This window comes from Glutamicibacter sp. 2E12 (genome assembly GCF_050030965.1).
GTDB lineage: Bacteria > Actinomycetota > Actinomycetes > Actinomycetales > Micrococcaceae > Glutamicibacter.
Map to the genome: position 1 here is coordinate 1,580,148 of NZ_CP188297.1, position 25,732 is coordinate 1,605,879.

31 protein-coding genes and 1 riboswitch are annotated in these 25,732 nt (G+C 58.6%); of the genes, 23 read left to right on the forward strand and 8 right to left on the reverse strand.

Annotation, left to right across the window (positions count from 1 at the left end):
• Positions 1 to 3 precede the first annotated feature (3 nt).
• From ACP3TE_RS07415 to ACP3TE_RS07425, 3 genes are all read right to left on the reverse strand, one after another.
• On the reverse strand, positions 4 to 594 hold the full coding sequence (locus ACP3TE_RS07415) for a dihydrofolate reductase family protein (RefSeq protein WP_105656584.1): 591 nt from the start codon (positions 592 to 594) through the stop codon (positions 4 to 6).
• A 70-nt stretch (positions 595 to 664) separates the two neighbouring features.
• Positions 665 to 1,087, reverse strand: coding sequence for a PaaI family thioesterase (locus ACP3TE_RS07420; RefSeq protein WP_105656583.1), 423 nt, complete (start codon positions 1,085 to 1,087; stop codon positions 665 to 667).
• A 15-nt stretch (positions 1,088 to 1,102) separates the two neighbouring features.
• Positions 1,103 to 2,710 carry a long-chain-fatty-acid--CoA ligase gene (locus ACP3TE_RS07425; protein WP_105656582.1) on the reverse strand — a complete coding sequence of 536 codons (1,608 nt, stop codon included), beginning with the start codon at positions 2,708 to 2,710 and terminating at the stop codon, positions 1,103 to 1,105.
• A gap of 376 nt (positions 2,711 to 3,086) precedes the next feature.
• Positions 3,087 to 3,203: riboswitch (SAM riboswitch) on the forward strand.
• A gap of 94 nt (positions 3,204 to 3,297) precedes the next feature.
• Here ACP3TE_RS07425 and ACP3TE_RS07430 point away from each other — a divergent pair.
• The 14 genes from ACP3TE_RS07430 to ACP3TE_RS07495 all read left to right on the forward strand — a co-directional run bounded on the left by ACP3TE_RS07430 (position 3,298) and on the right by ACP3TE_RS07495 (position 15,518).
• Positions 3,298 to 3,798 (forward strand): flavin reductase family protein, encoded by a 501-nt coding sequence (locus tag ACP3TE_RS07430; RefSeq protein ID WP_105656581.1) that lies wholly within the window; start codon positions 3,298 to 3,300, stop codon positions 3,796 to 3,798.
• A gap of 431 nt (positions 3,799 to 4,229) precedes the next feature.
• Complete coding sequence (locus ACP3TE_RS07435; protein WP_105656634.1) at positions 4,230 to 4,706, forward strand: DUF4913 domain-containing protein; 477 nt, start codon at positions 4,230 to 4,232, stop codon at positions 4,704 to 4,706.
• 210 nt (positions 4,707 to 4,916) lie between these two features.
• Complete coding sequence (locus tag ACP3TE_RS07440) at positions 4,917 to 5,219, forward strand: hypothetical protein (RefSeq protein ID WP_105656580.1); 303 nt, start codon at positions 4,917 to 4,919, stop codon at positions 5,217 to 5,219.
• A gap of 44 nt (positions 5,220 to 5,263) precedes the next feature.
• Entirely contained in the window at positions 5,264 to 5,821 is a 558-nt protein-coding gene (locus ACP3TE_RS07445; RefSeq protein ID WP_181148789.1) for a stage II sporulation protein M, read from the forward strand.
• Complete coding sequence (locus ACP3TE_RS07450) at positions 5,818 to 6,375, forward strand: hypothetical protein (protein WP_332503204.1); 558 nt, start codon at positions 5,818 to 5,820, stop codon at positions 6,373 to 6,375. Before ACP3TE_RS07445 ends, ACP3TE_RS07450 begins: the two co-directional genes overlap by 4 nt.
• 42 nt (positions 6,376 to 6,417) lie before the next feature.
• The gene (locus tag ACP3TE_RS07455; RefSeq protein WP_146112230.1) at positions 6,418 to 6,876 is read left to right on the forward strand and encodes a hypothetical protein; all 459 of its coding nucleotides are present in this window, start codon (positions 6,418 to 6,420) and stop codon (positions 6,874 to 6,876) included.
• Positions 6,877 to 6,931: 55 nt separating this feature from the next.
• Positions 6,932 to 8,557: a hypothetical protein gene (locus tag ACP3TE_RS07460; protein WP_146112229.1), complete on the forward strand. Its 1,626-nt coding sequence runs from the start codon at positions 6,932 to 6,934 to the stop codon at positions 8,555 to 8,557.
• A complete protein-coding gene (locus tag ACP3TE_RS07465; RefSeq protein ID WP_181148788.1) occupies positions 8,550 to 9,224 on the forward strand; it encodes an ABC transporter ATP-binding protein in 675 nt (224 codons plus the stop codon). Before ACP3TE_RS07460 ends, ACP3TE_RS07465 begins: the two co-directional genes overlap by 8 nt.
• Complete coding sequence (locus tag ACP3TE_RS07470) at positions 9,221 to 10,120, forward strand: ABC transporter ATP-binding protein (RefSeq protein WP_105656574.1); 900 nt, start codon at positions 9,221 to 9,223, stop codon at positions 10,118 to 10,120. Before ACP3TE_RS07465 ends, ACP3TE_RS07470 begins: the two co-directional genes overlap by 4 nt.
• Positions 10,121 to 10,268: 148 nt before the next feature.
• Complete coding sequence (locus ACP3TE_RS07475; protein ID WP_146112228.1) at positions 10,269 to 10,961, forward strand: hypothetical protein; 693 nt, start codon at positions 10,269 to 10,271, stop codon at positions 10,959 to 10,961.
• Positions 10,962 to 11,755: 794 nt separating this feature from the next.
• The gene (gene dnaB / locus ACP3TE_RS07480) at positions 11,756 to 13,111 is read left to right on the forward strand and encodes a replicative DNA helicase (protein WP_105656572.1); all 1,356 of its coding nucleotides are present in this window, start codon (positions 11,756 to 11,758) and stop codon (positions 13,109 to 13,111) included.
• A gap of 61 nt (positions 13,112 to 13,172) precedes the next feature.
• Complete coding sequence (locus ACP3TE_RS07485; protein WP_105656633.1) at positions 13,173 to 13,910, forward strand: ZIP family metal transporter; 738 nt, start codon at positions 13,173 to 13,175, stop codon at positions 13,908 to 13,910.
• A gap of 23 nt (positions 13,911 to 13,933) precedes the next feature.
• Positions 13,934 to 15,316, forward strand: a complete 1,383-nt coding sequence (locus ACP3TE_RS07490; protein WP_133833832.1) for an MFS transporter — start codon at positions 13,934 to 13,936, stop codon at positions 15,314 to 15,316.
• A gap of 13 nt (positions 15,317 to 15,329) precedes the next feature.
• Positions 15,330 to 15,518 carry a hypothetical protein gene (locus ACP3TE_RS07495; RefSeq protein WP_105656632.1) on the forward strand — a complete coding sequence of 63 codons (189 nt, stop codon included), beginning with the start codon at positions 15,330 to 15,332 and terminating at the stop codon, positions 15,516 to 15,518.
• A 10-nt stretch (positions 15,519 to 15,528) separates the two neighbouring features.
• On the opposite strand, the gene ACP3TE_RS07500 is transcribed toward ACP3TE_RS07495, so the two are convergent.
• Together ACP3TE_RS07500 and ACP3TE_RS07505 are read right to left on the reverse strand one after the other, a co-directional pair.
• Positions 15,529 to 15,861 (reverse strand): GNAT family N-acetyltransferase, encoded by a 333-nt coding sequence (locus ACP3TE_RS07500; protein ID WP_105656570.1) that lies wholly within the window; start codon positions 15,859 to 15,861, stop codon positions 15,529 to 15,531.
• A gap of 17 nt (positions 15,862 to 15,878) precedes the next feature.
• Positions 15,879 to 16,880, reverse strand: a complete 1,002-nt coding sequence (locus ACP3TE_RS07505) for a pirin family protein (RefSeq protein WP_105656569.1) — start codon at positions 16,878 to 16,880, stop codon at positions 15,879 to 15,881.
• A gap of 169 nt (positions 16,881 to 17,049) precedes the next feature.
• On the opposite strand from ACP3TE_RS07505, the gene ACP3TE_RS07510 reads away from it, so the two are divergent.
• From ACP3TE_RS07510 to ACP3TE_RS07525, 4 genes are all read left to right on the forward strand, one after another.
• Positions 17,050 to 17,511, forward strand: a complete 462-nt coding sequence (locus ACP3TE_RS07510) for a MarR family winged helix-turn-helix transcriptional regulator (protein ID WP_105656568.1) — start codon at positions 17,050 to 17,052, stop codon at positions 17,509 to 17,511.
• Positions 17,512 to 17,597: 86 nt separating this feature from the next.
• Positions 17,598 to 17,855, forward strand: coding sequence for a hypothetical protein (locus tag ACP3TE_RS07515; RefSeq protein WP_286134083.1), 258 nt, complete (start codon positions 17,598 to 17,600; stop codon positions 17,853 to 17,855).
• Between the two features lie 57 nt (positions 17,856 to 17,912).
• Positions 17,913 to 18,353, forward strand: coding sequence for an SRPBCC family protein (locus ACP3TE_RS07520; protein ID WP_181148787.1), 441 nt, complete (start codon positions 17,913 to 17,915; stop codon positions 18,351 to 18,353).
• 89 nt (positions 18,354 to 18,442) lie between these two features.
• The gene (locus ACP3TE_RS07525) at positions 18,443 to 18,607 is read left to right on the forward strand and encodes a hypothetical protein (RefSeq protein WP_332503211.1); all 165 of its coding nucleotides are present in this window, start codon (positions 18,443 to 18,445) and stop codon (positions 18,605 to 18,607) included.
• On the opposite strand, the gene ACP3TE_RS07530 is transcribed toward ACP3TE_RS07525, so the two are convergent.
• Positions 18,604 to 19,368 (reverse strand): SDR family oxidoreductase, encoded by a 765-nt coding sequence (locus ACP3TE_RS07530; RefSeq protein WP_105656565.1) that lies wholly within the window; start codon positions 19,366 to 19,368, stop codon positions 18,604 to 18,606. The genes ACP3TE_RS07525 and ACP3TE_RS07530 overlap by 4 nt on opposite strands.
• Positions 19,369 to 19,567: 199 nt before the next feature.
• Here ACP3TE_RS07530 and ACP3TE_RS07535 point away from each other — a divergent pair, with 199 nt between their 5' ends.
• Complete coding sequence (locus ACP3TE_RS07535; RefSeq protein ID WP_105656564.1) at positions 19,568 to 20,584, forward strand: AEC family transporter; 1,017 nt, start codon at positions 19,568 to 19,570, stop codon at positions 20,582 to 20,584.
• A 106-nt stretch (positions 20,585 to 20,690) separates the two neighbouring features.
• Positions 20,691 to 21,026 (forward strand): LuxR family transcriptional regulator, encoded by a 336-nt coding sequence (locus ACP3TE_RS07540; protein ID WP_133833835.1) that lies wholly within the window; start codon positions 20,691 to 20,693, stop codon positions 21,024 to 21,026.
• 68 nt (positions 21,027 to 21,094) lie between these two features.
• Here ACP3TE_RS07540 and ACP3TE_RS07545 read toward each other — a convergent pair whose 3' ends face one another.
• Complete coding sequence (locus tag ACP3TE_RS07545) at positions 21,095 to 23,368, reverse strand: ABC transporter permease (RefSeq protein WP_332486317.1); 2,274 nt, start codon at positions 23,366 to 23,368, stop codon at positions 21,095 to 21,097.
• 170 nt (positions 23,369 to 23,538) lie between these two features.
• Here ACP3TE_RS07545 and ACP3TE_RS07550 point away from each other — a divergent pair, with 170 nt between their 5' ends.
• A complete protein-coding gene (locus ACP3TE_RS07550) occupies positions 23,539 to 24,195 on the forward strand; it encodes a TetR/AcrR family transcriptional regulator (RefSeq protein WP_181148786.1) in 657 nt (218 codons plus the stop codon).
• 98 nt (positions 24,196 to 24,293) lie between these two features.
• Here the strand turns inward: ACP3TE_RS07550 and ACP3TE_RS07555 are convergent, their stop codons facing one another.
• Positions 24,294 to 24,488, reverse strand: a complete 195-nt coding sequence (locus tag ACP3TE_RS07555; protein ID WP_133833838.1) for a hypothetical protein — start codon at positions 24,486 to 24,488, stop codon at positions 24,294 to 24,296.
• Between the two features lie 322 nt (positions 24,489 to 24,810).
• Between ACP3TE_RS07555 and uraD the strand changes: the two genes are divergently transcribed.
• Both uraD and uraH read left to right on the forward strand, forming a co-directional pair.
• On the forward strand, positions 24,811 to 25,305 hold the full coding sequence (gene uraD / locus ACP3TE_RS07560; RefSeq protein WP_105656559.1) for a 2-oxo-4-hydroxy-4-carboxy-5-ureidoimidazoline decarboxylase: 495 nt from the start codon (positions 24,811 to 24,813) through the stop codon (positions 25,303 to 25,305).
• Between the two features lie 67 nt (positions 25,306 to 25,372).
• Positions 25,373 to 25,729, forward strand: a complete 357-nt coding sequence (gene uraH, locus ACP3TE_RS07565) for a hydroxyisourate hydrolase (RefSeq protein WP_332486321.1) — start codon at positions 25,373 to 25,375, stop codon at positions 25,727 to 25,729.
• The last annotated feature ends 3 nt before the right edge of the window (positions 25,730 to 25,732 follow it).

The window sequence follows — 25,732 nt, forward strand, 5'->3', positions numbered from 1 at the left end:
CTGCTATGCATGGGCTGGTTGATGGCGCGTCGGGCGATAAGTCAGTTCCTGGATCCGTCCGTCCAGCAGCTTGGACTCGACAAGTTCCAGATCGTAGTCATCGACCCCGCCAAGTACCGGGGCAGAACCGCTATGCCCGGTCAGTACCGGGAAGATGGTCACCTGGATGAAGTCCACAAGACCTGCCGCCAGCAGGGAATGGTTCATCGCTAAGCAGCCGTGGGAGCGCAGCGGCACATCTGAAGCTTCCTTGAGCTGTGCGACGACTTCCAGTGCATCAGCGCGCTCCAGCGTGGGGTTTGGCCAGGACAGCGGCTCTTCCAGGGTGGTGGAGATGACGGTGGCGGGCTTGTCGTGCAGGGCCACACCCCACGCGTCTTCAACCTCGGGATTCGCCTCGATTTCTGCCCAGAAGCGGCTGAAGAGACGGAAGGTGTTGGCCCCGAAAACCATGCGGCAAGCCGGAGTGTAGAGCGCGAGGCGGTGGGCTAACAGCTCTGGCCCCTGTTTTCCCCAGTAGCCGCCCCAATCGCCGGCGGCGCTGCCGAAGCCATCGAGGCTGCTGAACACATCGAAGGTATAGGTCGCACTCATGGCGAATCTCCTGGAGCTTGAGCGTTAGATGCCACCTACCGTACGCCCGTGCTCGCGGTGTGAAAACCAGCTAGGCCGGATTCTCAGGCAAATCCACATTCTGGGTGCGCAACTGGCCGCGGGATAGCTGCTTGCCGGTGGATTCATCGGTGATGATGACCTCCCAGAGCTGCTGGGTGCGCCCTTGGAATAGCGCGGTGGCGATTACCTGAACCCGTGCTCCGGTGGAAGGGCGCAGGAAGTCGGTGGCGTTGTGCACGCCCACGGCGAATTGCCCGCGTTCGGCCACCGCGTAGCTGGCGCCCACTGATCCTGCGCTCTCGATGATCGAGGTGTAAACGCCGCCATGCACCACGCCCCAAGGGGTGTGGTGGTTCTCGTCCAGCTGCGCGTGGCCGCGTACTTCCGTGGCCGTGATTTCGTCGAATTCCAGTCCGATGCTTTCGGTGAAGCGGCTGGTCTTGTTGGGAATCCGCGGTGCAGTGTTTTCCAATTGGTGATCCTCAGGCTAGTTCGGTGTGCTGGCTTCGAGCGCCTGGGCGCGCAGGACATTCTTCTGCACCTTACCAGTGGAGGTGCGCGGCAGATCCTGCGGGAAGACGATGGTGCGCGGCACCTTGAAACCGGCAAGCTTTTCGCGGGCGAATTCAATCAGCGTTTGCGCGTCCAGGGAGGATCCGCTGGCGCGGATGACATATGCCACCGGACGCTCGCCCCATTTCTCGTCCGCGATGCCGATGACGGCCAGGTCCAGCACCTCTGGGTGCGAGGCGAGGGCTTGCTCCACCTCGATGGTGGAGATGTTCTCGCCGCCGGAAATGATGATGTCCTTGGCCCGGTCGCGCACCTGGATGTAGCCATCCGGGTGCATGACACCCAGATCGCCGGTGTGGAACCAGCCGCCATGGAAAGCTTGGGTAGTGGCCGCTTCATCGCGGTAGTAGCCGATCATGACGTTATTGCCGCGCAGCACGATTTCGCCCATGGTCTGTCCATCCGCCGGGACATCGTTCATGTTCTCGTCAACAATGCGTGCGGACTCGGCGGTAATCATGCCAACGCCTTGGCGGGCGAGCTTCGCGGCCCGGTCCGGGCCATCGAGGGCATCCCACTCATCCTGGTACTCGCACACCGTGTACGGTCCGTATACCTCGGTGAGGCCATATACATGGACTACCTCGATGCCCAGCTTCTGCAGCTTGGAGATGATTGCCGGGGACGGGGGAGCTCCTGCGGTGGTGATGCGCAGTGGCGCATCGAGCTGGTGGGCGCGGGTGGAGTCGGCGATGATGGAGCAGACGGTCGGAGCGCCGCACAAGTGGGTGGTTCCAAGATCCTCGATGGCATCCCAAACGGAATCTTCGCGCACGCCGCGCAGGCACAGGTGCGTTCCTCCCGCTGCGGTGACGGCCCATGGAGTGCACCAGCCGTTGCAGTGGAACATCGGCAGGGTCCACAAGTAGCGGGTCTTGGCGGTGAAGCCCTGGTGGTGCGCTTCGCCCAACGAGTTCAGGTAGCTGCCGCGGTGCGAGTAGAGCACGCCCTTCGGCTTGCCGGTGGTGCCCGACGTGTAATTGAGAGTGATCGGAGCCCGCTCATCGGCGATGGCGTAGGGAAGTCTTTCATCCGAGGCTTGTGCGATTAGCTCGTCCAAGGTGGCGTCCACGGGCACGTCCGGACGTTCTCCGGCGTACTGGTCATCGGCGATCTCGATGAGCGCCTCCAGCGTTGGGTTCTCGCGGCGCAGGGTCTTCGTGTTCTCCAACAGCTCTGTGTCGGCAAGCATCAGCTTGGCAGCAGAATGATCAATGATGTATTGCAGCTCGTGGGCCGAGAGTCGGGTGTTCAGGGCAACGAGGACTGCGCCTGCCAGCGGTACGGCGTAATGCGCCATGAGCATTTCGGGAGTATTCGGTGCCAGCACGGCCACGCGGTCGCCCGGCTCAATGCGAGCCTTCAGCGCCTGGGCAAAGCGGTGCACCCGTGCTTCGAATTCTTCATAGGAGAAGCTGCGAGTTCCATGGATGACGGCGGTCTTCTTCGGATAGGCCTCGGCTGTGCGTTCCAAGAAACGCAGTGGGGTCAATTCTGAATGGTTTGCCTGAATCTCTACCATGGTGTGGCTATTCCTCAATCGTCATCGATGGTTACGGAGAACAATAAGCAGGAGTGTGACTCAATGCACTCCATGACCAATAGTGGCATGAACCTCAGCGTCATGCCGGGAAACCAAGTTTCATTACGGTGGGCGGTAGGGAATTCGCGCCAGGGCCCCGAGCCCAGGGGAGGAGTTAGTGTTCTGCCGAATCAAGAGCGGCGGAAGCCTGCTGCGATCATGGGGCCGAAGCGTTCAAGAAGCGCGGCGTATGGCGAATAAAAGACTGCCCAAGGACTTCTGGCGGGGCCTTGGATCGAATATTGCGTCGAATATTGCGATTTGCGAAGTGAAATGTTTGACGGCTGTTCGTCATGAGCCATATCGTTTTAAACAGAATCAAGAGCATCAGCTATAAGCCCTGGCTTGCTGATCGGCAACCCTCTCAACGGTAGTGGGGTGCTCCAGGTGAGGATTCGGTTCCACACAAAATGTGCTGGAACAAGTACCGCACACGGCGCGGAACTTCAGCCCAAGCGGCTTCGAGTAACGAGAAGCCAATGCTTGCAGGCTACTGCGCGGTGGGCAAGACCCAAAGGAATCGAGCCATGTCATTGAATCTTGAACTTGACCCGTTGACCCTGCGCAAGGTTTTCGCTCAGCATCCATCAGGGGTAGCCGCCCTCTGTGCAGAACTGGATGGCGTGAAGACCGGAATTGTCGCTTCATCGTTTACCGTGGGAGTTTCCCTTGAACCTGCACTGGTGATGTTCGCCGTGCAGAAGTCCTCGAACACTTGGCCAAAGCTGCGCGAAGCTGGCCGCATTGGCGTCTCAGTGCTGAGCGAACGCAATGATGGTGTCTGCGCTCAGATTGCGTCGAAAAATGGCGACCGGTTCCGCGGAATCGATACCTATTCCTCGGATCAGGGCGCGCTCTTCGTCAACGACTCCACGTTGTGGCTGGAGACTTCGATCTACAACGAGGTCGAAGCGGGGGATCACTGGGTAGTCCTGATGGAAGTCCACGGGCACCGCACCTCCGAGCACTCGCCACAGATCTTCCATGATTCGCGGTTCCATTCGCTGCCGATTCCTGAGCTCGTATAAGCGCTTCGCATCTTCCAAAGCTCCGGCCAGATCAAATCATCGATCTGGCCGGAGCTTTTTGAATTCCGGTTAGGCGGGTTGAGCCGTTCCCCGCAGCCCTCGACACCGGCAATGCCCGTTCTCTCTCGCCACCCTGAAGACGTGGCAAGATGGCTGGCAATCTCATGGCCTGCCATCTTGGGCCAGCTGCCCCAGGCATTTGGCGATAACCTCGTCATCAAAGTATCTGTCGCGAGAAACCTTGAACTCGCCATATCCGCCACCCGCCTGGGCTGTCGAACAGAACCGCGCAGGTAGCTCATGGATCCTCGCTGCACGCTGGACCGGCCTCGGTTCGTAAGCAAATCAATAACGTGGCCACGGCCGCGGTTGATGAAGCCCTAACTGAGGAGCTCTTGGAATCCCTCAGGCAGCGAGCTGTCCAGGCGGCCGTGGCCGCCGTGACCGAACAGGTGGAGGCCAACGAGGCAGCCGAAGAAGCCCAAGACGACGAGGGCGAGGCTGAACCGGAGGAAACCCTTTACTACGGTTCCGTTGATGAGTTTGTCCGTGAGTACCTGCGCAATGTCTATCGCCGGGCGATCAACGGCCGGTCGCGGGTCTGGGCTGCCCGGTGGTGGGAATATGACGAGGCAGTGATCCGTCTGGAAGCGCTGTGGCGTTCCTGGGAACATCTGCGCATGGACCCCAGCACCGGCATGAGCGTGTGGTGGCGTGACCACGCGGACCACCATATGGCGGTCTTGCTGGACCCGGATGGGCCGTTTTCCTCGGCAGCGGACACCGACGAAAACAAGTCCAAAAAAGGGCAGCCGTTGCCTTATGCAGCGCCGCCGGAGGGCTTGTTCCCTGACCAACGTCAAATCCACCTTCCAGTTGTTGAACCTCCAAAAAAATATTTATTCTAGTGGGTAAGTTTCTTTGATATAGTAACTACGACTGATCAGAGACGGATCTTGTAGTCGATCTTGACTTCGGTCGTGCAAAGCTCCTGCGCATCAATTTTCAGCGCCAAATCTCATTTGGCGAATGGAACTTGGAAGTTAGGAGCAATAACTCAGGGCATGTGAAAATGCGATTCTTCGTGTTTCCACAGGGCCTCAATCAAAAGGAAAAATATGTCAAGCGTTACCTCAGAAAAGAGCACGGTCCAAGCGATCTCGGCAGGAAAAGGGATCATCGTACTTGCGGCAGTCACGGCGTCACTCACCATCCTTCTGGTAGCATCCGCTGTAATGCCAGAGGCACTAGTTGCCTTCTTTGGCTTTACCACGGCCAATGCAACGGCAGCGGCAACAGCAATTCTCGCTGGCATGGATGTTGCGACCGCGGTCTCGCTCTTCGGTGGTGCCACTGTTATCGGTGGTGCTGCCTTGGCTATGCTCCGCCGCGCTATTGGCAAGAAGGCTCTGGTTAAGTAGAAACGATGGGCGGACCGACAAGCTGTCGGTCCGCCTTCGAACCTATGACACATTATTTAAAGGGTCTTTTTGCAAGGCAGCGCTTAGCATTATGCATTGGAGCGTTGCTGTGGCTGGGCGCCGTAGCAGCCGGTATTGCAACGGTACCTCTTGAACAAGAGAGTCATTCAGGTTTGGTTCCGGCATCACCTTCATGGGCCCTATGGTGGAGCATATTATCGAACAATGCAATCATTGCTCTGCTGGCCTTTGCAGGAATTTTGACCTTCGGCATCATCACGGTGTTGTATGCCCTTGCGTCGGGCTTGCTTTTTGGCCATTTTCTGGCACAGGCAGTCAACCTCGCTGGCTTGCTCGGCGTTATTCGAGGGGTTGGACCACACGGGATAGTTGAATTTCCGGCCATTATTATCGCGATTTCAGCAGGGATCTCGCCTCTGGCTTATTTTCTACGGACTGCTCTCGGAGGCAGAAAAGAACCTAGAGAAAACCTGTTTCAGGCCGCACAGGGCGTAATCCTTGATGCGGTCTCCCTACTTTGCATCTCCCTCCTCATGATCGTTATAGCCGCAACTATAGAAACTTGGGTTACTCTCCTATGACACAGAACGACCTTTCCAGCAAAACCTCACTTCTCAACAGCAGGTTTGCTTGGCCTTTGACTATGCTTCTGATCGGGGTCAGTGTTTTCATGCTGATGGGCAGGTTCGTCGGGGTCTACGAACATGAAGTGTCGCTGAAGCTACCTGAAGCACAGCCTGCTGAAATTCGACTTGGGGCCGTCACCGCACTTATCACCAGCGCCCTGCTAAACTCCGTAATCCTTGTTTTACTAACTGCATTTGCCGGTTTCCTCACAGCTCGACTCAATGCGCGTCTTGACGGCGCTGAAACAACCCGCACAACCCGCCGCTCCATTTCGGTAATGGTTGGTCTGTATGTAGCTTTCAGAAGTCTCGGATGGTACCTAGCCTCAGTCTTCGGAGTCGTCGTGCCGACGATAATGGATTCATTCTTTGAGGCTGATATCTCGGTGCTGGTGGTCTATTTTGGTGGAGTTCTGCTACTGGCGCGCGAAGGCGGATCGAGAAAATCAGTGTTCATCGTACCCCTGGTTCCAACCGCCTTGTTTGCGATCGCTTTTTCCGTACTATAAAAATAATAAATCATCTGAACAAAAACCATTAGGGTTTTAAATATGAATAACGTAATCAAAAAAAATAGAACTCGTAATATTTTTTACGGAGCGCTGATAGCACTTTTCCTAACTGCATGGGGACGAGCCGCAATATATTATACAAACCGTGAAGCTATCCAAGAAATGTCGCGATTGAGTCCAGTTGTTGCAAATAATAACCGCGACTTCGTTATCTCTATTCAGGACCCTGCCAACATTGCTTGGATCGCAGCTCCAGTCATTGTTACAGTATTGGCCCTGGTGCCGCTGTTCCTTGGAATTGGGCATCTAGTGCTCATTGGAATTAACGGAGTTATTGGCGCCGTCCTCTTCGCTATCGGAGTTTTCTTTCCAACAACGATCTCGTCGAAAATTCTGGCTGCACTATTCCTGGTTGCACTGATAACCGTCGTTTATCTCGTGGTAGCCAAAGCGGATAAAATCATTAGCTCGGGAAATGCCCAGCGAAGTTCCGAGTAGGAAACAACGAGAACCGACTATGCGTCGCATCAGAAAATTCCCAATAATTGCCGCAGTGCTGGTCTCTGATCGGCGACGGCAACTTAATATGTTGAATGGACGTTCACTTCCATTCCGGGTTCAGATCGCGGGCGTTGTGCTCATCATCCTCTGTATCGTTCTTGCCGGAGCAGTCGTTTTCACTGTTTCCACTCAAGTTGGTAGATTTGCCCCTTTAAACAGCACCACACAGCCCACGTTTCTTCTCATATCGTGGTTCGTGTGGGTGATTCTTCTTGTCGCGCTTGCTGGGAGTATAGATCCAGAATCAGCAAGAGCAGTTAATGAACCAACTGATGCGGCAGTGCTGAGTTCCTTCGAAGTTCTACGCCGACATTTGATATGGTCCCGCCTCTTGATCCCCATGATGGCCAGAGTGCTGGGGATGAGCTTATTCTCCTGCTTAGCCTTTGGCCCGTGGTTGGCATCTTCCAACGCAGGGGTTGAAATGCTCCCTATTGTTTTTGCAGTGCTATTGAGCACCATAGTAGGCGGAAATTGTATTGGAATGGCAGCAACTTTGTTGTTGACTCGATGGGGCAAGGCGTCAACCATTTCGGTCAGACACATAATAATGACGCCCATTCTGGCAATGCTTCTTGGTACTTGGCTTGGACCCAGCGTCAGACAATTCTCGGAGACCAGAAACATAGTCGAATCAGGCTACACCGTATTGGCTGAAATCATCGCGTCATCCCGACCAGACTGGTGGGAAGATCTTTTCCAGACTTCGCCAGTTGCTGTAACAACATACTGCATTGTTCTAACCGGCCTTTCGATCCTTCTTCTTGGCGGTGTGGCGCTGTCGCTGCTCAAAGGCCCTGAGTCTCAAGCTGGATTTAAAGTAGATGATGACCAACGAGCCTCATCTCACGTTTCCCTTGCGATGTCCAAAATGTTCAAAAACATTGCTCTGCGTCGGTCCATGGCATTCCGAGTGCTTGCCAGCGTCATTACCAAGGACGTATTAGCTTGTTTCCGCCAAGATCGGCTCGCGCTCAGAAAGGCCTATCTGACCTTTCTCGGAGGCCTGGCACTCTTGGGGTCCGGCATCGGGGCTTATCTGTCCCTTGATGGCAGGGCTGTTCTGGATGCTCCATTGATTCTGAGTGGCACTCTTATAACGGCATTCATGGTCCTCGCGGCCGATGGATCCGTGCAGATTTCAAGTATCGAGGCTGAACGAAACAATTGGCAGATGCTGTGTTTGATGCCACTGACAACACGCCATCTGCGGGCTACGAAAATCTGCTCCTTTGCAATGGTTACAATCATTATTTCAATGCCGGGAGTGGTCGGAATTGTCTTACTCACATCAGGCCAGACAAGTCAGATGTGGATTCTTTTGGCAATCTCTACTTCCATCAGTCTTTTAGCAGGGCTCAGTTCGGTTTTGACGCAGGTTCTGTCCCCCCTCACCGAAGCCAACTCCATGCGCGTTATTGAACGATCACCCGTGGCGGATCTAGTACAACCAATACTTATTTCTTCTGGTGCTGCCGTAGTAATTTCGTGTGTCGCACTTATGCCGTCACCAGCACTACAGGGACTCGTTGGCTTGGTTCCTCTGGCTTTGACTGTGGTCTTTGTAGTAACACTATTTTTCAAAAACAATAGGGAAGATGTCAAAGTGTATGTTTAGCCTAAAAAACATCAGCGTCCGTTACGGTGAAAATCTTGCCATAGATGACGTGACGGCAGCGTTCGAACCGGGTGATTTTATCGGTATTTTTGGGCATAATGGATCTGGGAAAAGCACCTTACTCAAAGTTATCTCCGGACTTGAGAGGTCCACCTCTGGAAGCATTCTTGTGAATCAACAGGAAATGTCTCAAAATATTCTGAAAAGCCATGCCGTCTTTATTCAAGACAGCCCCGCCCTATACGATTATCTAAGCATCAGGGAGAACGTAGGGTTTGCTTGTTCAATTTGGGGTGAGGATGTATCAGAAACACTAAATAGACTTCTCTTATTCGGTGTGCAGAGCGATTTTGAAACGTTGGTAAAAAACCTTTCTTTGGGCACCAGAAAAAAGATGGGTTACGTGCTATCGACTTTAAAAAAAGGTCCTCTTTTCATACTCGATGAACCCTTTAACGGTTTGGATGCAGAAACCGTTAAGCTGGTTGCCCGCGATCTGCGTCTGGCTAAGGAACGGGGAAGAACTGTCGTGATGACCGCCCATGACCCAAGTCCGATCCTCGACTTGCTGGATCGGCAAATTGTCTTGGAATCCGGGCGGGTACTGGATGACGTTCCGAGACCTTTCAATGGGCCGCTGTCTACTGCAGAATTCCAGGCAAAATGATCACCGCATCAGGTTTGACAAAAAGTTTCGGTGGGAAAAATGTCGTTCGGGAAGTTGACCTAAATGTAGATTCGGGTCAGGTACTAGGATTCATTGGACCCAACGGTTCCGGAAAGACAACAACTCTTCGCATGTTGGTAGGACTTTGCCGGCCGGATGCCGGCTCTGCTCTACTCAACGGTGTGCCGGTGCCACGGATGACTTCGCCCCTTAAAAGTGTAGGTGTCCTCATCGATGCCGCTGCACCTTTCCCGGGCAGGACCGCGTTCGAGCATCTATATGCGTCTGCCTTGGCATCTGGGCTTCGACGCTCTAGGGTCTTGGCTGTGCTTGAAGAAGTCGGCCTGCTGGCAGCCAGAAATACTAAAATTAAACATCTTTCCTTGGGAATGCGGCAAAGGCTGTCCTTGGGTGTGGCTTTCGTGGCGTCCCCGCGTATTTTGATCCTCGATGAGCCGCTTAATGGGCTGGATCCTGAGGGCATCAGATGGTTTAGGGATCTCGTGAATCAATGGAGGAGCGAGGGGCGGACGGTACTCATTTCGAGCCATTTGATGAGTGAACTTTCGCCCATAGTAGATAAGGTCGCTGTCATCAAAGACGGTGCAATTGTTTTCCAGGGCTCCGTCAAGTCTTTGAACAGAGTCGCCGGCGAGCCAGGTTTCATATTACGTTCCGAGGAATCAAAGAGGTTGAGGACAATGTTGGACGGCCTAAACATTGGATGGAAGGAGCTGGAAAGTGAGACTACTCTGATACAGATGGTGGACATAAAACAGGTCGCGCGGTTAGCTGCGGAGGCATCCATCCCAATGTATGAAATCTGCTGGACCGAGCCCTCTCTTGAGCAGGCCTATTTCTCTTTAACCACGGGCATGCACAATGCATCCGTCTAAGCTAAACATCGGGGCCGAGCCGACTTATCCAAAGCCTACTACCAGGCAAGCGGCCAAGAAGAATCGGCCGCGGACCGACTGGTCGATAGCTGATTCAAGAAACCTTTTGTACTCCGAGCTCTTCAAGATACTTACCTGTAGATCGACAATGGGTGCTGCACTGTTCATCGTCGTCCTGACCGCCGTCATCTCTTGCGGATCAGCCTGGGCTGCTTCCCTTCTCATGATGGGTAGCAACGAGGTAGGAAACGACCTGCAAACCCACGATTTCCAAACCGCCGGTGTAAGTATCGGTCAAGTAGCAGCCGTGGTGCTCGGCGTACAGGCCTACTGCACGGATTGCACCGGGCCACATGCTACTGCTTCATTCTGTATCATTTCGCGACGCGCGGTGTTTGTACTGCACAAAGCTGTTACCGTGGGCGCGATAGCTTTCTGTTCCGGTTTGCTCGCTACCATCATCAGCGCATTCTCAATGGCTCTGGTCTCACCTGATATATCGCCGATACAAGATGGCTTGTCTTATCCAGTGTTTGGAGCAGCCCTCTATTTTGCGATGGTGTCAATCATAGCCATGAGCGTTTCTGCACTGTTCCAGGGAAACATACTGTCCATGGCGGTAATCTTTGGTTTCTCCCTTTTTGGTGCCCCAATTTTTTCGCGTTGGCCTGAAACTTCCATTCTCGTGCCGTATTTTCCTGACGTCGCGGGATCACAAATGTTAATCGCTCGGGAAGGCGTTGCGCTGTCCCCCGTACTAGGCGGTACCGTGATGGCTGCCTGGACTTTGGCGCTGTTGATAGCGGGGATCGTTCGGCAAAGGTTTACCAACATATCTTAAAGTTAAGTCCGTGAACCTGCAGGTAGGCATCGACCATCTTTTGATAAACGCAGAGTGGCAGCGAATTGCCGGCAACCCTCGGATGGGGTTTCCGAGCCATGCAAAGGCTGCGCATCACAAATGAAACCGGCGCTTTATGGGGTCTTCACTGGCGCGCGTCGCGGACGCGAAGTGGCGAGAGTGCGCCGGCAGCCCAGTCGCTGATCCAGGTTCGCCCGCCGAGTCGTTGCACACATTAAGTTATCCACCGCCCCCGAACGCAGAAACCCTCGCCGATTGTGGACTACTGAAAGATCCGGCCTTGCTGGCGAATTTAATCCACGGTGACTTAGGGTTTTGTAAATTCACCAGTATCCACAAGGTTATCCACAAAACTGTGGACAAGACATGGGCAAATGTGTGCAAAGGGTGAAAAACCCCGGGAACTGGGCGATTAAGGGTGTTGATAACCTTGGGCCGGTTGGCGTGAGCTTCAATGAATTAAGTTTCTGTCCACAGGTGTGCGAATACAAACAACCAAGTCAACAGATATTAATGATACGTAGAGTGGGGTAATCCACAGAGTTCTCCCCAGACTGTGAACAGGGAACTCCACAGGTAGAGGAGTGTTATCCACATATTCTGTGGATAATGAGGTTTACGCCTGTTAATAACAGCCCTAGTGTTGGGTTCGGGAGAGAAATATCCACAGGCGCCTGACATCCAAATGTCCGTATCGACTGACACGATGAAGCGTTGCCATGAGGCAAGGATAATTTTTCCCAGCGGGTCAATAGGGGATGGAAGTGTCTGCAATGAGTGCTGAGCCGGTTTACGAAGGACGAGATTCCGACGCAGGGCGCAAGCCGCCACAGGATATCGAGGCCGAGATGTCGGTCCTCGGTGGCATGATGCTCTCCAAGGACGCCATTGCTGACGTCGTTGAATCCATTCGCGGCACCGACTTCTACCGTCCCTCCCACGAATCAATTTACGAGGCGATTGTCGACCTCTACGGTCGTGGCGAACCAGCCGATGCGGTCACCGTAGCCGACTTGCTGACCAAGCGCGGCGAGATCTCGCGCATTGGTGGCGCCGCCTACCTTCACAATCTCATCCAGCAGGTTCCAACTGCAGCCAACGCCGGGTACTACGCAGAAATCGTGCGCGAACGCGCCGTGCTGCGCCGATTGGTTGACGCCGGAACGCGTATTGTCCAGATGGGCTACTCTCCAGATGGTGAAGTTGATGCGATCGTCAACGAAGCCCAGGCAGAGGTCTACAAGGTGGCCGAGAACCGCAGCAGTGAAGACTACGTGCGCCTTTCGGACATCATCGAAGACACCGTTGATGAAATCGAGAACGCGGCCAACGCGGGCGATGGCATTACCGGTGTGCCCACCGGATTCTATGAATTCGACGAGCTGACCCAGGGCCTGAAGGGCGGCCAGATGATCATCATCGCCGCCCGTCCTGCGGTGGGCAAGTCAACCTTCGCGCTGGACTTCGCCCGTTCTGCTGCCATCAAGCACAATATGGCCACCGTGTTCTTCTCCTTGGAAATGGGCCGCAATGAAATTGCGATGCGCCTGCTCTCGGCCGAAGCATCCATCCAGCTCCAGGATCTGCGCAAGGGCTCGGTGGAAGACGCGCAGTGGACCAAGATCGCCACGACCATGGGCCGGCTGAACGAAGCCCCGTTGTTCATTGATGATTCGCCGAACATGTCCATGATGGAAATCCGTGCCAAGTGCCGTCGCCTCAAGCAGCGCAACGAGCTGCGCATGATCATCCTGGACTACCTGCAGCTGATGAGCTCGGGCAAGCGTGTGGAATCGCGCCAGCAGGAAGTTTCCGAGTTCTCGCGTAACCTCAAGCTGCTCGCCAAGGAACTCGACGTTCCGTTGATTGCGCTGTCGCAGCTGAACCGTGGTTCCGAGCAGCGTACCGACAAGAAGCCAATGGTTTCGGACCTGCGCGAATCGGGCTCGATTGAGCAGGACGCCGACATGGTGATTTTGCTGCACCGTGATGACGTCTACGACAAGGAAAACCGTCCGGGCGAAGCTGACGTGATTATCGCGAAGCACCGTGCCGGTCCGACCAAGACCATCACCGTGGCCTTCCAGGGCCACTACTCGCGCTTCAACAACATGTCCACCGAGGGTTAGTCCCAGTCAGAACTCATATGGCACCTACTAAGCCAGCGAATTGCTGGCTATAGTGGGTGCCATGTTCGCTTCGATGCAGGCTTTGCTGTGGGGCACTGTGGCCGGCTCGGCCCTGCTGCTGGGATCTGGCGCGGCCTGGTGGCTGAAGATCCCCAAGGTCTGGGTCAGCGCCATCATGGCCTTCGGTGCCGGGGTCCTGGTCAGCGCACTGGCCTTCGAGCTGGTGCTCGAAGCCTATGAAACCGGCGGCCTCGTTGCGACGCTGGGCGGCGTGATCGTGGGCGCTGCCTTGTATTTCGGCGCGAACCGGCTGCTGGCCTGGAGAACCTCAAAGCGGCAGGCGCAGCGCGCAGGAGAGCAGGAGTCATCGGGAACCGCGCTCGCGGTCGGTGCACTCATCGACGGCATTCCCGAGTCCGTGGCCCTTGGACTTTCCGTGGTCGCCACCGCGAGCATTAATCCGGCGATGCTCATCGCCATATTCATCTCCAATGTCCCCGAGGGGCTGGCGAGTACCGCACAGATGAAAGCGTCCGGGCGCAAGGGGTCCTCGATCGTTTTGCTCTGGGGATCGATAGCCATTTCCTGCGGCATCGCTGCCTTCCTCGGAGCGCTGCTGCTGGAATCCATGCCCGGTGAAGTGCTGGCCTTCGCCACCGCGGTCGCTGCCGGAGGCATCTTGACGATGATCGCCGACACCATGATTCCGGAAGCCTACAAGGTGGAGCTCGACTACACAGGGTTGCTGGTGACCTCGGGCTTCCTGGCGGCCTTCAGCCTGCACGTGATCGGCGGCTAGGGGAAACCTGAGATCATGGATGCATGCCCCTGAACCGCAGCAGCCAATCAGCCGAGCGCGCCGAGTCAACGATCTATGCTCCGCAGTATCTTGCCACCACCCTTGGCATGTTCGTGCTCGTCTTCCTGGTCGCTTTCGAATCCATGGCCGTGACCACGGTAATGCCACTGGTCAGCGAGCTGCTGGAGGGCGAACGCTACTTCGCCCTGGCCTTTGCCGCGCCAATCGCCAGCGGGATGCTGGGGATGGTTGCCGCCGGAGAAGTCACCGACCGGTGGGGGCCCAAGCACCCGCTGTCCATCGCCGTGGCCGTTTTCTGCATTGGGCTGCTGATCTGCGGTTCAGCCGAGAACATGCAGGTCCTGATTGCCGGGCGCATCTTGCAGGGAATTGGCGGTGGCGCGATCACCGTCGCCATCTACGTGCTCATTGCCCGCGCGTATCCTGCGCATCTGCATTCCAAGATCTTCGCCCTGTTCGCTACCGCCTGGGTGGTCCCGGCGATGATCGGCCCCTGGCTGGCCGGCTTGATGGCCGTGCACCTCGGTTGGCGCTGGGTGTTCTCCGGCGTGGCGGTGCTGGTGGTTCTCGCGTTCTGCGGGATCGTGCCGGCGTTGAAGTCGCTGAGCTCCCAGCGCAATCCGGACCTGGGGCCGATTTCCAAGAAGCGGCTGATGCTGGCCGGCCTGGCTGGACTGGCTGTCATCTGCATGAACTTGCTCGGCAATGCGCAGGGCAGCTGGTCCCTTCTGGGACTGGTCTTGGCATTGGCGGTAGCCCTTGCGGCGATTCGCCCGCTGCTGCCCAAGGGCACGTTCAGCTTGGCCAAGGGGCTGCCGTCCACCATCATGACCCGCATCTTCGTGGCCGGGGCCTTCTTCGGCGTGGAAGTCTATCTGCCGTACCTGCTGCGCGAGGATTACCAGCTGGGTCCCGACCGGGCGGGCCTGATCCTGACGGCCTCGGCATTGTGCTGGTCGGTGGGTTCATGGCTGCAAGGAAAGCTGGGGGATAAGGTGGAATCCTCCACCTGCATCACCGTGGGTGCGATCGCCGGCAGCGTAGCGATTTCAACCGCATTGGCCACCGCGATCTTCCATCCGCCGGTCCTCGTGCTGGTCTGCGGATGGGCCGTGGGCGGCTTCGGCATGGGGATGATCTTCCCGCGGCAAAACGTGAACATGCTGGCCCTGTCTGCCAAGGATGAACAGGGATTCAACTCATCGGCAATGACCGTGGCCGACTCCCTGGGCAACGCCGGAACCACCGCCATCGGTGGCGTCATCTTCGCGATGGCCGCCACCGGGATGGAGTTCATCTCGGTCTTCAGCTTCAGCCTCTTGCTGATTCTGGTCCTGATCGCGATCTCGCCGCGCACCAAACCTGTTGCGCAGCCAGCAGCCTGACTACGCTGGGATCATGGACACAGAGCTTCCCAAGACGAGCAACCCCGCCGCCAGGGCTTTCGAGCAGGCCGGCATCACCAGTCTCGAGCAGGCGGGGCAAGCCGGCACCGCGGCGCTGCTCGCGCTGCACGGCGTCGGCCCGAAAGCCATCCGCATCCTCCGCGACGAGCTGGCCGCACGCGGCCTCAAGATGAACCCCTGAGATCTCCGGTTTAGCCGCGCGGCAGGATGCCCAGGTGGTCCTTGTCCGGTTCCACGATATGCTGCGCATACTCGGTGTGCTTGGCAACGTAGGCCTTCACGTACGGGCAGACCGGAACGATCCTGGCACCGCTGGCGATGGTGTTCTCCAGCGCGAATTTCACCATGACGCTGGCTAGGCCCTGTCCGCCGTATTCCTCATCCACGGTGGTGTGGAAGAAGATCCGCTCGACGCCTTGGGCCCCATCAAAATCGCGGTAGTGCGCCGCTCCGATGATCTTGCCGTCATCGTCGAGGGCGAAGCGCTGGCGCTCGGGCAGGAATACTGGTCTGATGTCGCTCATTGGGAGTTCCTTACTGGTTAGGCGGGGTTCACGCGCGGGCGCAGGCGAACGGTGGGAAGTGCTGGAGCCGGCAAGGCTGCCGGAGTATTAGGCGGGAAAGGCCCGAAGCGATCCTCGGAGGCATCCCCGGGCTCGGCCCCGATCTCGGCCTGCCATTGCGCGCGGAACGCGAGGACTTCCTCATGGGTGCGGCCTACGAAGTTCCACCACATCAGGATGTCTTCCTTCAGCGGCTCTCCGCCGATGAGCAGCGCCAGAACCGGCTGGTCCCCGGACTTCAGGCGCAGGGTCGTGCATCCCGCACGCACGAACCCGAGATCGCGTGGAGCGAGTTCATGGCCGTTGACTTCAAGATTGCCGGAGTCCAGGAGGATCCCGTGCTCATGGTGCCCGGGGACAACCACTTCGATCTCGGTGTTCGGTTCAAGGCGCAGTTCGGCGCCACCGAGCTCGGTGTGCGTCTTCACCGGGGAGGTGGACGACTTGCCCGACACCCCGTAGGTGCCAAGGAAGACCGACAGCGACCAGCCGGGAGCGGTGAGCGCTTCCGGGCGGTAGTTCTCAAAAGTATGTTCCATATCCCGTGCATGATCCGGCAGCGCGGTCCATAACTGGGCGCCGTGAAGGATGGTGGTGTCTTCGGTGAGGATCTCCGAATGGCTGATTCCGTGCCCGGCGGTCATCAGATTGACCTCGCCGGGTCGCACGGTCGCCTTGAACCCGGCCGAATCCATATGGTTGATCTCTCCGGTGAAGAGCCAAGAGACAGTCTGCAGTCCGGTGTGCGGGTGACGAGGCACGTTCATCCCGCCGGTGACTGCGACATCGTCAGGACCGTAATGGTCCAGGAAGCACCAAGCGCCGATCAGGCTGCGCTGCTTTTGCGGCAGTGTCCGGAAGACCGTCATTGCCCGCGGACCGCCCAAGGGCACTTCGCGTGGTTCCAGGATTTCAACCTCTGCCTGGGAACGCACTGCACTGCAGCCGATCTCCTCAGGCCGGTGCTCAAGATTGCTCATATGCCAAGGCTATTCACTGTGGCCCGCTTTGACTACTTGCGCCACCGATTCGAACGCAACTGGAATTGGCGCTGCGACCCGGGGCAGCTTTCGGCCCGGGCACGGTATTCTCGACCGCGGTACGATCAATGCAGTGGTATTAGGCATCTTTCAAGGAGCTTGCGACAACGTGGACAGTGCTATTCTTCGCGACGAAGATCTTCTCAAGCTGGAAAAGCAGGTGTGCTTCGGCCTGGCCGTAGCCTCGCGCTCGGTGATCTCGGCATACAAGCCCGTGCTGGATCCGCTGGGGCTGACGCATCCCCAGTACCTGGTGATGCTGGCCCTTTGGGACTTGGGGCCGATCAGCGCCCGTGCCCTCAGCGGGCATCTGCACCTGGATCCGGGAACGCTTTCCCCGTTGGTCAAGCGCCTCGAAACTGCCGGTTTGGTGGCAAAGACGAAGAACCCGGACGATGAGCGGGCCGTCATCATTCAGCCCACCGAGAAGGGTGCCGCGCTGCGTGCTGAAGCGGTGGAGGTGCCGCGCGAAATGATGGCCCGGCTTGCCCTGACCGACAAGGATGTGCTGGAGCTGCGCGGCATCCTGGACCGCATTATTGCTGCAGGTTCGAACGCTCCGAAAAGCTAGAACCCCATTTAGTTGGTGCACCAACTAATGACGTATGATTGAAGTGCCAGTACTCGCAAACCCAATGACCGAAGAGGACGACGATCATGGATGAATCACCCCTGCCGATCATTTCCGATACCACCGGACTAAGCGTCGGCTACCGCATATTCTGGCGTCTGAAGTACTTGGGATTGTCCATCTTCGGTCCGGCCGAGCGCCGTGTCCTCGCCAGCCCTCGCGAACGCATCAAATGGGACCGCGCAATGAAGGTCATGCGCGCCCATGAAGCTGCCGGAACCTCGCCGGATGAGCAAACGCTGTACACCGCGAGCCGCATGGAGCCTCGCCGTCCGCAGGGGTAGTTGCCCCTGCGGGTGAACCTGATGGCGGGCCGCGATAATATTGACCTTATGGAATCGATGACTGAACTCGTAGTCGCCCGGCAATTTTCCGCACCGAAGAACGCCGTTTGGGCTGCCTTCGTCGAGCCGGAAATCATCGCCCAGTGGTGGGGTCCCGATGGCTGGCTTGTCGAGGAAGATTCCGTCGTATTCGAAGCCAAGGTCGGCGGCCGGCATGAGCTGAATATGGTGCAGGCTGATAACCCGGATGCCAAGGTGCCGCTCAAGGCGGTCCTGACGTCTTTCGACGAGTACGAATGCCTGGTCAGTGCCGACGGCCCGCACGAAATGACCTTGGACCTCGTGATCGAAACCCGTATCGAATTCAAGGAATTCGCCGGGCAGACGATGCTGACGCTGACCCAAACCCCATTGCCTTATGAGGTTCTCGAATCCAGCACCAAGGCATGGAATTCCGCTTTTGCGAAGCTCGAAGCGCTGCTGGCGGAATTCTTCTAGGCCTTTAGTACGGCAGGGGAAGAACCAGCACAGCAGCTGCGAACGCTTGCCAGTTTCGCGCTCATGCCGGCGGAGTCAAAGCGTGGCATGTGACTGAAAGGCGTTTCCTTGCCGCCGCTGGCGCAGTTCTGGCAGGTTCTTGCCGTGTAGCGCAACCAGAATCCCATGATGATCTGATGGCGCGGAGCATTGCCGCACGCAACCGGAGCATCGACTTGCACGCCGATTCCTTCCTCCGGTTGCCTGCGGCCTAGCCTCGCCCGATGTAGGGCATTCCGCCAGCGGTGATGGTGAATTGGTTGATGGAGGTACCGAGCGGAACCCCGGCGATGTACGCAACGGCCTCAGCGGCTTGGACCAGCGGGAATGTCGGCTCGACGAGCCGCTGGCCGCCCGGTTGCAAGGCACCCTGGGTGGCACCGAAATCATCGAGCAGGTCACTGGCGGTGTTGCCGATATCGAGCTGCGTGGCCCTGATCCGGTGCTCCCGTCCATCAAGTTCAAGGCATTTGGTCAAGCCGGCGATGCCGTGCTTGGTGACGGTATAGGCAACGGAGTTCACGCGCGGAACCTGCGCTGAAATCGATCCATTGTTGATGATGCGTCCCCCGTCGTTGGCCTTGAAATGGGCAAAGGCCGTGCGGGCCGCGTTGATGGCCCCGGTGAGGTTGATCCGGCAAACCTCATCCCACTGGGCCGGACTCAGCTCATCGATGGCTGCCGAGGGACCGAAAATCCCGGCATTATTGAACAGCGCATTGACCGTGCCGAAACGCTGCGCCGCTTCGGCAAACAGGTGTTCCACAGCCTGCGGATCACTAACATCCGTGGGAACCACCAAGGCGGAACCGTGGCCTTGCGCCGTCTCATGCAGGTTAGCCGCGGTGCGCCCGGCGAGCACCACATTCCATCCCTGCGCCAGCAGCAGGCGGGCGGTGGCGCGGCCAATGCCTGATCCTGCGCCGGTGATGGCAATCGTGCGCGGGGCATGCGGGACTCCAGATGCGTGGGACATCAATTCTCCTTGCAGAAAGCTCAACAGTGATGGGACGAGGCGCGTGGTCTCATCCTAGGAATTTGCGCCGCCAAACCCCAGTTTTCACCTGCATGTTGCGAAGCGCCCCCGAGCGCATTTCCCGGATCAGCCTGGCAAGCAACTAACCTTGAAGTGCTCGGTCCCCGCAACCCCGGCCGAACATCCCCTAAGGAGGCTTGTGTTCCTCGACGTGCTCTATGGCGTGCTGCCGCTGTTCTTCGTCATGCTCATCGGCTACGGCGCCAGCCATGCACCCAAATTCCCGGCCAGCGTGGAACCGGCACTGAATGTGTTCGTCTTCTATGTCGCCTTGCCGGCGCTGCTCTACAAGGTGGTAGCCCGGGCGGATATCAGTGAAGGCGTGCCGCTCGCATTCCTGTGGATCAGCATTGTCTCCGCGCTGCTTTTCGCCCTGCTCAGCTGGCTGGCTTTCCGCTATCTGCTGCGCGCAAACCGGGCGCGGGCGCTCGCCGGCATGCTCACCACCAGCTTCGGCAACGTGTCGTACTTGGGAATCCCGATTATCCTCGGCGTCATGGGCACAGAAGCCGGGTTCGCCGCGGGCATGGGGCAACTGGTCCACAACATCATCTTCATGGTCGGATTCCCCATCCTTGCCCAAATTCTCCTGTCCAACGGCAAAGGAGGCCAGCATCCGGCAAGCGCAGCGCGTATCGCCCGGACCATCCGCAATGCCCTGGCTTGCAGCCCGGTCACCTGGGCCATGGCCCTTGGCGGCACGGTAGCAATCCTCGGTGTGCCCGTGCCGCGGCCGGTGGACGACACCGTCGACCTGATATCCGCCGCGGCCGCCCCGGGAGCGCTCTTCGTCATCGGCATGTCGCTGAAGCGGACCATGGACCGTTCACGTGCCAGGAGGCATGCACCGGTTGCTCCGGATGGCACTGCGGCTGCCGCCAGTCGGGCGAGAACCTCCATCGCGGCCATGGTGCTGGGCAAACTCGTGGCAATGCCATTGCTGACGGTGGCCATGCTGCTCGTTTTCGCCCCGGATCTGGAGCGCATCTGGTTCAATGCCGCGGTGCTCATGGCGGCCATGCCGGTCAGCGCGACCGCCTACATCATGGCCCAGAACGACACCGGGGATGGCGAGCCGACCGCGGTGGCCATCGTCATCACCTGCGTCCTGTCGGTCATTGCCTTGCCGGTGCTGGCTCAATTGGTACTGAAGTAGTCCCCGCGCTTTCCTTGACCTTTGCCCCGGTGCGGGGACAGTCTTGTAGCAGCACAGGCTAATCGGCCCGGAGTATCCAGCCCGAGAGATGAGATGCAGGGATTTGATGAAGAAGTTTTCGCTGGCCGCCATCGCCCGAACCCAGCTGAGGGAAGCCGCGGATGCAACCAATGGCCGAGCTGCCAGCACGGTTTTCGGCGGACATGAGCACACCCTGCGCCAAACCGTCATTGGGCTCACGGCCGGCACCGAGCTGCAAGAACATGTGAATCCCGGCGAAGCGACACTGCTGGTCCTCCAGGGCAGGGTCACCGTTTCATCCATGGGCAACCAGTGGGAGGGGCGCAGCCAGGATCTCATTGTGCTTCCCGAGGGGAGGCTGAAAATCAGCGCCACGCAGGATTCCAGCGTGCTGCTCACCGTAGCCAAGATCGATCGCTAGGGGACACCAAAAATGCGGGCCAGTTCACATCCATGAACCGGCCCGCATCTGCAGGGGAGAAGGACTGATTAGACGCTGACCGCGTCCTTCTCCCGGTCTCCAGTGCCGCTTTCGCCGGCCGCGGCTTCGGCGTCTGCCAAGTCCCCGGCTTCAGCGTCGATGGCGTCGGCGGATGCCGCGGCTTCGCTCGCCTTGGCATCAAGCGCCCGGCCTTGCAGCGCGGCGAGCTCCTCGGCGGAAACCGGGTGGCTGGAGGTCTGCACCGGCTTGAGCTGGTCGATGACCATGGTCACGGCCAGGCAGGCCAAGGCCCAAATGGCCAGGACCACCAGGTGGGAGCCGAGCCCGACCCCGTCGAAGTAGACGATCGCGCGGATTGCTTCGACGGCAGCCGGCATCGGCAGGATGTCGTGCAGGATGGTGAAGATGCGCGGTTCCATGTAGATGGACAGCCCGCCATTGGAGGCGGGGACGCCCAGGAACATCACGATCAGCATGGTCGGGACCAGGCAGACCATGCCCAGCAGGCGGTTGAATACCGTGGTGAGCATGGCCACCGCGAAAATCGCGAGCATGCCGACGCTGAACAGCTGCCCGAAGTGGCCCTCCACTGCCCCGGTGAACGGGCCGGCGATCAGGCAGAGCACGGCGGACATGAAGGCCGAGTACACGGCCACCAGCGGGACCAGTTTCTGCAGCGGGGCCATGTGCGGTGCCGCGGTGGCGCCGACCATGATGACCATGAAGCCTGCCATCACCCAGCCCATGCCCAGGTACATGGCCACGGTGCCCATATTGTCGTGCTCCGGAAGCGGGGCCAGCTCCTGGTGGTCCACGTCCATCTGCTGCGCTTGGCCGATCTGCGTGAACACCTGGACCACCAGCTGCGATGCGGCGTTGCCGGAAGCCTGGGCGGTATAGACGGCAGCTTCCGGGCTCTGCTCCGAAGGCAGCACGAAGGCCCCTGTCAGCTCCTGGGACTCGACCAGGTACCGGGCGTCAGCGGCATTGTCCATGGCGGTTAACTCGAACATGCCCTCCATGGATTCGTTCAGCGAATCCACGGTCTGCTGGGCCTGCTCCACGGAGGAGCCCACGACGGCTACCGGCATGTCGCGTGGCACCGGGGTCTGCATGGCGCCGAGCATCGAGCTGAGCATGATGGCGATCATGCCGAAGGGCAGCGCGGCCAAGGTGATGTAGCGCCACGCCTTGTTCTTGGGGCGCGGGCCGCCATGCAGGGAAGCGACATTGATCTGGGTGGGGATATCGCTCTTGCCCTTGGCGATGCGCAGGGCATCGAGCAGGGCGACCAGCAGCAGCGCCGCGACGGCACCGCCGGCGAGAATCAGGATATGCCGGGCCGCTCCGTCGCCGTTGAAGTACAGCACCGAGCGCATGGCTTCGCCCAGGGCCGGCATCGGCAGGAACTGGTGCAGGAACGGGAAGATCTTCGGCAGGGTGTAGACCGACATGCCCATATTGGAGGCCGGCTGGCCCAGCACCATGAACAGGAACATTCCGGGGATGACGGCCATGGCGCCGAATATGCGGGTCAGCAGCAGCTGCCCGGCGCCCACGGCGAAGACGCCCAAGGCCAGGGTCGACCACGCGGGCAGGATGCTCGCGGCAGGAATGACGCCCAGGATCGGGCCGCCGACGAGGATGCCCAGCCCGGAGAGCAGGATCGACCATCCGCCCAGCAGCGGCAGCGCGCGGCGGCGCTTGAGCAGTTCCGGGGAGTTCGAGAAGGCCATCGACCAAGGCATGTAGCCGGCAGTGATCATCGCGGTGGCCAGCAGCATGGCGCCCATGCCCATGGAGTCGTTCTCCGGAAGCGGCACCAGATCCTGGGAAGCCAGTTCCAGCGACTGCTCCATGATGACCGGCGTGAGCACGGCCGTGATGGCCGAGGTGGCTGACATGCCGGCGCCGCTGGCGGTGTACAGCGTGGCCGTATCGCCATCGAGGTCCACCGCAGCGGTGACTTCGCGGTCGTAGACCAGCTCGCGGGCTTCGCGGGCCGAGTCCACGATGCGCAGGTCCACGGCCTCAGCATTGCTGTCCTCCAGCGCCCGGGCAAAGTCACCGGCCGCTGCGCTGCTGGTGGCCGAAATGGCCACCGGCATGTTCGCGGCTGACTGGTGGTGCATGGCTCCCAGGTAGCCCCAGATCATCATGCCCACGATCATCAATGGCATGATGAAGACTGCGACAGTCCTGCCGATCTTTTCGGCCTTGGCGCGTTTGGCGGCCGCTTCCTGCTCGGAAAGAGGCTGCTTCTCGTGCTTGGCCCTGCGGGAGGGCGGCGGGTTTTCAGTGACTGCGGCGTCGTTGCTCAACTGCGCATGCTCCTTGGATTCTCGGTCTGCAGCGGGGTGCGAGGCAACCCGCCAAGGTCTTTAGTTGAATACTGACAACTAATTTACGCCATGTGGCGTAAAATTGTCAGCAACTGTGCCGAGGTTCACTTCCTGGACGCCGGGACGAGATGATGCGAGGAAAGGCGGGAATGGTGAGCCGACACGGCGATAAGGCGCGGGAGGTCTTGCTCGATGCGGCAGAAGAGCTCTTCGCGAGCCACGGCATAGACGCCGTATCGAATCGGAAAATTACCGAGCATGCCGGTACTGCCAACCATTCGGCGATCAAATACCATTTCGGGAGCCGCGAGGACCTGTTGCAGGCCATGCTCCAGCGGGCGCTGGACGACATGCGCAGCTGCCGCAATCGCCTGCCATCCCTTGCTGGCGGACCGGAGGCGAGTCTGCGCGAGGTGGTCACCGTGCGAACCCTTCCCTGGATCTATTCCTTTGACGCGCTGCCGCGGCCCTCCTGGCGGGCGCAATTCCTCTACCAGGCACGGCTGCATCCAGGACTGCCGGCGATTGTGGGCGACAGCCTGCGCGACGAGGTGCTGAGCGTGGCGGGCCCAGGACGTGCTCGCAAGGAATTCGAGGGCATTCCGGAGGTCGTGGTCAGGTCGCGTGCGCTGATTCTCGGTCCGATGTTCCTGGGGCTGTGCGCGCAGTACGAGCGCACGGTCAATGAAGGCAAGCAGCAGGGCAACTGGGAATCGCTGGGCTACTTCCTGGTCGATTCCATGGTCGGCATGCTGGCGGCGCCAAGCACCGCTGCGGCCGACTTCATGGGATTCGGCGAGGACTAGCCGGGCTGGCGCGAGGCGCTGCAGCTGGAATTAAAAAAACGCAGAGGCCAGGTCCCGACGCCTCAGGGGTTGGCCTCTGCGTGGTCTTGGGTGGACGCCTAGCGTCCCGGGTGCTGGCCGAACAGGCGGCTCCACAGCGAGGGAGCCTCGCGGGTGATCCGCGGCTGGCGGGCAATATCCGGATCCAGGTTCTCGATGGGCTGGAACAGTCCGGTGCGCAAGGCGTCGGTGGTGGCAATGAGGCGCTGGTCCTCCGGTGTGCAGTTGATCTTGCTTGGGTTGATAGCGGTCATTGCGACCCTCCTTCACGATTTCGTATTTCCATAATATGGAAATTATCTTCTGTGTTGTGAAACCATTATGTGGGCTAGGTCCGAGCGTTTGCAATAGCTGGGCGCAAAATTATCTATCCACAATATGGAAACTGGCAAAAAGTCACACTTGTTAAAGTTTTTCCAGCTTTCGCTTGACTGCGACGCTGTGAGGTGGATTACAGTGGTCACACAAGGTTCCACGAAACCAGCATCGAGTCGAAGCCGAAGTCTCCTTCGGTGGTAAGGGTGTTCAGCCAAGGTCCGTGGAAAGAACGACCGTTTGAAAAGAGCTGATCACCCGATGCGTTTAGACGTATTCAACCAATTGCCCGCAGCCGAGGCCGCTGATTTCCTGCGCCCCTGCGTCGATGTCGACCGCTGGATCGATGCCCTTGTTTCCGCCCGTCCTTTCAGCAGCTTCGATGCGCTTTCCAGCTTTGCGCTCCAGGACGTCGCTCCCTTCAGCCGCGAGGAAATTGCCGCCGCCCTGGCCCACCATCCGCGCATCGGCGAACAGGCGCAGGGAAGCAGCAAGGAAGCGGACCTCTCCCGCGGCGAACAGGCAGGCCTGGACCTTGATGACGATGTCGCCGGCCGCCTGGCAGCAGCCAACCGGGCCTATGAGCAGCGCTTCAACAGGGTATTCCTCATCCGCGCCGCCGGCCGCAGCACCGAAGAAATCCTTGCCGAATGCGAACGCCGGCTGGCCAACGCAGAACAGGCCGAACTGCTTGAAGTAGCCGAGCAGCTGCGCCAGATTGCGCTGCTGCGGCTGGAGAACTCGGTGGACAACTAAGCCCATGCCCGGGGCGAACCCCTGCGCATTTATCGATACCAATCCCTCCGACAGCCAGGAGATGAACATGGCAGATGGAAATGGCGAACGCAGCCACATCACCACCCACATACTCGACACCGGGACCGGGAGGCCTGCCTCCGGTGTCAAGGCCACGCTGGAAGCCAAGACGGCATCCGGCTGGCAAGAAATCGGCTCGGGTTCCACGGATGCCGATGGCCGCATCAAGAACCTCGGACCGATACAGGTTGGAGCCGGCCGCTACCGGATTTCCTTTGAAACCGGCGGCTACTTCGGGAAGCAGGGAACGGAAAGCTTCTTCCCCGCGGTAAGCATCGATTTCTTCGTCAACGACGTCGACGAGCACTACCACGTACCTCTTCTTATCAGCCCGTTTGCATATTCCACGTACCGAGGGAGTTAGAAC

Excerpts from the sequence above, each read along its gene's own strand:
- ACP3TE_RS07430 (WP_105656581.1), top strand. The coding sequence starts at position 3,298 with ATGTCATTGAATCTTGAACTTGACCCGTTGACCCTGCGCAAGGTTTTC.
- uraD (WP_105656559.1), top strand. The coding sequence starts at position 24,811 with ATGCGTTTAGACGTATTCAACCAATTGCCCGCAGCCGAGGCCGCTGAT.
- ACP3TE_RS07495 (WP_105656632.1), top strand. The coding sequence starts at position 15,330 with ATGGACACAGAGCTTCCCAAGACGAGCAACCCCGCCGCCAGGGCTTTC.
- ACP3TE_RS07475 (WP_146112228.1), top strand. The coding sequence starts at position 10,269 with ATGGGTGCTGCACTGTTCATCGTCGTCCTGACCGCCGTCATCTCTTGC.
- uraH (WP_332486321.1), top strand. The coding sequence starts at position 25,373 with ATGGCAGATGGAAATGGCGAACGCAGCCACATCACCACCCACATACTC.
- ACP3TE_RS07515 (WP_286134083.1), top strand. The coding sequence starts at position 17,598 with ATGGATGAATCACCCCTGCCGATCATTTCCGATACCACCGGACTAAGC.
- ACP3TE_RS07455 (WP_146112230.1), top strand. The coding sequence starts at position 6,418 with ATGAATAACGTAATCAAAAAAAATAGAACTCGTAATATTTTTTACGGA.
- dnaB (WP_105656572.1), top strand. The coding sequence starts at position 11,756 with ATGAGTGCTGAGCCGGTTTACGAAGGACGAGATTCCGACGCAGGGCGC.
- ACP3TE_RS07440 (WP_105656580.1), top strand. The coding sequence starts at position 4,917 with ATGTCAAGCGTTACCTCAGAAAAGAGCACGGTCCAAGCGATCTCGGCA.
- ACP3TE_RS07540 (WP_133833835.1), top strand. The coding sequence starts at position 20,691 with ATGAAGAAGTTTTCGCTGGCCGCCATCGCCCGAACCCAGCTGAGGGAA.
- ACP3TE_RS07505 (WP_105656569.1), bottom strand. The coding sequence starts at position 16,880 with ATGAGCAATCTTGAGCACCGGCCTGAGGAGATCGGCTGCAGTGCAGTG.
- ACP3TE_RS07520 (WP_181148787.1), top strand. The coding sequence starts at position 17,913 with ATGACTGAACTCGTAGTCGCCCGGCAATTTTCCGCACCGAAGAACGCC.
- ACP3TE_RS07450 (WP_332503204.1), top strand. The coding sequence starts at position 5,818 with ATGACACAGAACGACCTTTCCAGCAAAACCTCACTTCTCAACAGCAGG.
- ACP3TE_RS07500 (WP_105656570.1), bottom strand. The coding sequence starts at position 15,861 with ATGAGCGACATCAGACCAGTATTCCTGCCCGAGCGCCAGCGCTTCGCC.
- ACP3TE_RS07470 (WP_105656574.1), top strand. The coding sequence starts at position 9,221 with ATGATCACCGCATCAGGTTTGACAAAAAGTTTCGGTGGGAAAAATGTC.
- ACP3TE_RS07415 (WP_105656584.1), bottom strand. The coding sequence starts at position 594 with ATGAGTGCGACCTATACCTTCGATGTGTTCAGCAGCCTCGATGGCTTC.
- ACP3TE_RS07550 (WP_181148786.1), top strand. The coding sequence starts at position 23,539 with ATGGTGAGCCGACACGGCGATAAGGCGCGGGAGGTCTTGCTCGATGCG.
- ACP3TE_RS07530 (WP_105656565.1), bottom strand. The coding sequence starts at position 19,368 with ATGTCCCACGCATCTGGAGTCCCGCATGCCCCGCGCACGATTGCCATC.
- ACP3TE_RS07465 (WP_181148788.1), top strand. The coding sequence starts at position 8,550 with ATGTTTAGCCTAAAAAACATCAGCGTCCGTTACGGTGAAAATCTTGCC.
- ACP3TE_RS07425 (WP_105656582.1), bottom strand. The coding sequence starts at position 2,710 with ATGGTAGAGATTCAGGCAAACCATTCAGAATTGACCCCACTGCGTTTC.
- ACP3TE_RS07445 (WP_181148789.1), top strand. The coding sequence starts at position 5,264 with ATGACACATTATTTAAAGGGTCTTTTTGCAAGGCAGCGCTTAGCATTA.
- ACP3TE_RS07485 (WP_105656633.1), top strand. The coding sequence starts at position 13,173 with ATGTTCGCTTCGATGCAGGCTTTGCTGTGGGGCACTGTGGCCGGCTCG.
- ACP3TE_RS07490 (WP_133833832.1), top strand. The coding sequence starts at position 13,934 with ATGCCCCTGAACCGCAGCAGCCAATCAGCCGAGCGCGCCGAGTCAACG.
- ACP3TE_RS07555 (WP_133833838.1), bottom strand. The coding sequence starts at position 24,488 with ATGACCGCTATCAACCCAAGCAAGATCAACTGCACACCGGAGGACCAG.